3 protein-coding genes are annotated in these 3,142 nt (G+C 31.7%); 1 reads left to right on the top strand and 2 read right to left on the bottom strand.

Going from position 1 to position 3,142, the window contains the following annotated elements; genetic code table 11:
- Positions 1-134: 134 nt before the first annotated feature.
- The gene (locus tag T368_RS0111090; protein ID WP_004088391.1) at positions 135-740 is read right to left on the bottom strand and encodes a hypothetical protein; all 606 of its coding nucleotides are present in this window, start codon (positions 738-740) and stop codon (positions 135-137) included.
- A 311-nt stretch (positions 741-1,051) separates the two neighbouring features.
- Between T368_RS0111090 and T368_RS0111085 the strand changes: the two genes are divergently transcribed.
- Positions 1,052-1,264: a hypothetical protein gene (locus tag T368_RS0111085; RefSeq protein WP_004088388.1), complete on the top strand. Its 213-nt coding sequence runs from the start codon at positions 1,052-1,054 to the stop codon at positions 1,262-1,264.
- 173 nt (positions 1,265-1,437) lie between these two features.
- Here T368_RS0111085 and T368_RS0111080 read toward each other — a convergent pair whose 3' ends face one another.
- Complete coding sequence (locus T368_RS0111080) at positions 1,438-2,979, bottom strand: terminase large subunit domain-containing protein (protein ID WP_004088387.1); 1,542 nt, start codon at positions 2,977-2,979, stop codon at positions 1,438-1,440.
- Positions 2,980-3,142 lie beyond the last annotated feature (163 nt).

Raw genomic sequence — 3,142 nt, 5'->3', positions numbered from 1 at the left:
AAAAATGCAGAAATTTTTCTTAACTTAATCATAGAAAATTACGAATTAAAACAGGAATTAAAACAGATAAAAGAAGCAGTAAAGATTTTAAAAGATTTAGGGTAAATGTAGTAAATTGTTTTTTAGATTGTCGCCTACTCACTCAAATCCGCTTTATTTATCAACTCCAGCAATTCCCCATCACTCATCTCGCTTAAATCACTCTTTGCATTTTGTGTAATCGTTATCTCTTTTCCATACAATGAAGTCTTCAACTCATTAAAAATCTTACTCACTTTTTCACTACATGCAATAATCGCCATCTTACTTTGCATACTGCCATCATCACTTAGACTTAGTTGCATTAACGCATTTTTAGCAATACTTGCATTCAGTGCTAAACTTTTATTAATATGATTTAAACTCATTGCTTGTATTAATAAACTCTCACTTGCCTCATTCATTAGCGAATTTAAAATAACACTATCAACATTATACGCACTTTCCCCTAAGTTTTGAATAATCTCATTTTTTAAGCGATTTTGTGCAGTTTTTGTAACTAGATTAAAACTCTCTGTAACGACTTCTTTACTTGTCGTTTCAATATCTTTTATCGCGGAGCCACTCTCCCAGCCCTCTTTTTCAATCCACTTTTTAATCGTAGTATAAGGCAGATTAAACTTCCTTGAAGTCTCTGCCGCATTTGTATTGTTCGATTTATAAAAAATCTCTACTTCTCTTTTTATCTTTTCATCGTGCATTTTATGTTTTTTCCACTATAAATAATAAATAATTAATTTATTTTACCTTGTTTTAGTTGCAGTTTTGTAGTATAATTTTATTACCGCTTAAGTTAGCAGCTTAAGCGGAAGTTTATCTCGCTTTTCTAGCAAGTGCAGGAAAGGAGGTAAAGCAATGTTAAACAACAAACTCATTATAATAGCTTTCTTGCTATTTGTGCTTTTTGTTAGTGTCGCATATTAACAAAATTTAGTAAATATTACAATTTGTTACAATGCTAGATAGTAACAGAAAGGAGGTTTGTTTTTAACATGTTATAAAAAGGTTATATATGATTTATGCAGAATTTGACAAAAGATTAAAAGAAGTGAGTTTAAGTAAAAAAGAGTTTGCGAAACTAGTAAGTATGCAGTATGAAAGCGTAGTGAATTGGAAAAGGGCAGAAAAAATCCCCGATTGGGTAAAATCATGGCTTTATTATTACGAAAAATCTAAGATTTTAGACACATTAATAACAAGCATTGAAAAACTAGATAAAGAATAAGCTGTATTTTAGCCTTCTAAAAGTATTATAACTTCAATAACCCCGCACTCGCTGCTACATCTTTGTAGCTTGTATATGCGTAGGAGTATCTAAGCGATAATGACTACTATAAAAGTATTAAAATCGTTAGAATGTTATCACAAGATGAAATCTCTAAACAAAAAAGATAAAAGCTATATCCGCCACCCTTTTTTCACCGCATGCCTATTTAAACTTAACGCCCTATCTACTTTCAAAGCAGGGGGCAAACAATCTTTATGCGCTACACAACTTGCAATGCAGTCTATACAATCATCTTTTCTAAAAGGCTTTTCTGGGTTAAAACTCAATAATTCCTTTTTTATTTGATTTATCCCACTTGCCCCATGTAAAAAGACTAAAAAGCCTGTATTATAATAGCTTCTTAATGCCTTTATTTTCTCTACTTTTGCCACCTTTCTACTTGCTACATATACATTTATGTCATTACTGATTATTGCTTTATCCTGCCTTTTTAGTCGTTCATTGATTAAGACTATTTCTCTTTGCAATAATCTATTAAGCGTTATGCCGCCGCCATCAGATTCTATATAAACACCTGCTGTATGAAACTGCAACATTGTTTCAATTAAAAATTTTATAGTCTCTTCCTCATTCCATATCCCAAACAAGCAATTTTTAACAATATATCTCGTGCTATTTTGATAGTTTTCCAATCCAACAACAACAATCGCCCTATTATCCGCACTCTCATTTAACGATAGGGCAGAATCTACAAATATATAATCCTTAGTTTCACTTATTTCATAGCTTGGAATCTCTTTAAAATATATGCTTTCAAAATACCCTGCTTCACTTGCTTGAGGTTCTTGCTGATATTGTGTCTCGAATTCATCTTCACCCAACTGCAAACGCAAGGAATGCAAAGCTTCTATATCATGCTTTTTTGTAAATAGCGGTTCGTTTACCTCTCTCTCATATGTAAAATTATCAAGTGCATAAACCTCTTTTTCTTTATTGAGTGCTACAAGCTTTATATGCTTCCATGCTTTTATACTCTCATTGTCAAACTCTCTAGGATTTAGCAAAAAGCCGCATAAATCCTCGTCCCCTAATCTCTGCATAAGTATTGTAATATTGCTTTTATTATCCTGCAATCTTGTAACGATATTTCGTAAAGTATCATTAACCTTATCTCTTTCTACCTTGTAACTCATATCACTGACTTTTATAGGATCATCGATTAAGATTTGGTGTGCATGAAAACCTGTTATTGCACCCCTAATTGTCGTTACAAATAATCCCCCGCCCTCTTCTAGTATCACTTCTTGGCTTGATTCTCTAAGGAATCTTGGCGGCTCTTTAAATATGCTTAACCAAAATTTAGATTTTAATAAAGCCCTTATTTCATTAATAATCTTTTTACACAAAGTATCACTATAACTGATATAAATGTATTTTCTGCTTCTATCATTCCCCAAAGCCCATGCAGGAAAAGTCCTTGCAATAATCTCTGTTTTACCATAGCTAGGCGGCATGTTTAGCATAAGTCTTTGTATTTGATTATTTGATTGTGGCAGGGTTTGCATTAAAGCCTTACATAAATAATCATAATGCCAACTATCAATAAAAGGCTTTTGATTAAATCGTTCCCATTTTAAAAGCAAAAAGGTTTTTAAATCTCGTTTTGCAAGTGTTCGTAATGCAAGTTCTTTAAGTAATTTTTCTTTTTGCATAAACTCTCTTTAGTTAATAATCTTGCGTTGTCTTTTGGACGCTTTTGTTTGTTTGCTTTGGTTAGATTTCTTTTAAAATCTTTACTGCTTCTTTTATCTGTTTTAATTCCTGTTTTAATTCGTAATTTTCTATGATTAAGTTAAGAAAAATTTCTGCATTTTT

This window comes from Helicobacter bilis ATCC 51630 (genome assembly GCF_000686565.1).
In the GTDB taxonomy this organism is placed as follows: domain Bacteria; phylum Campylobacterota; class Campylobacteria; order Campylobacterales; family Helicobacteraceae; genus Helicobacter_A; species Helicobacter_A bilis.
This window is presented reverse-complemented; position numbering and strand designations above follow the sequence as displayed.

What these genes read in the sequence shown, in the direction of transcription:
- T368_RS0111090 (WP_004088391.1), bottom strand. Translation starts at nt 740, where the DNA reads ATGCACGATGAAAAGATAAAAAGAGAAGTAGAGATTTTTTATAAATCG.
- T368_RS0111085 (WP_004088388.1), top strand. Translation starts at nt 1,052, where the DNA reads ATGATTTATGCAGAATTTGACAAAAGATTAAAAGAAGTGAGTTTAAGT.
- T368_RS0111080 (WP_004088387.1), bottom strand. Translation starts at nt 2,979, where the DNA reads ATGCAAAAAGAAAAATTACTTAAAGAACTTGCATTACGAACACTTGCA.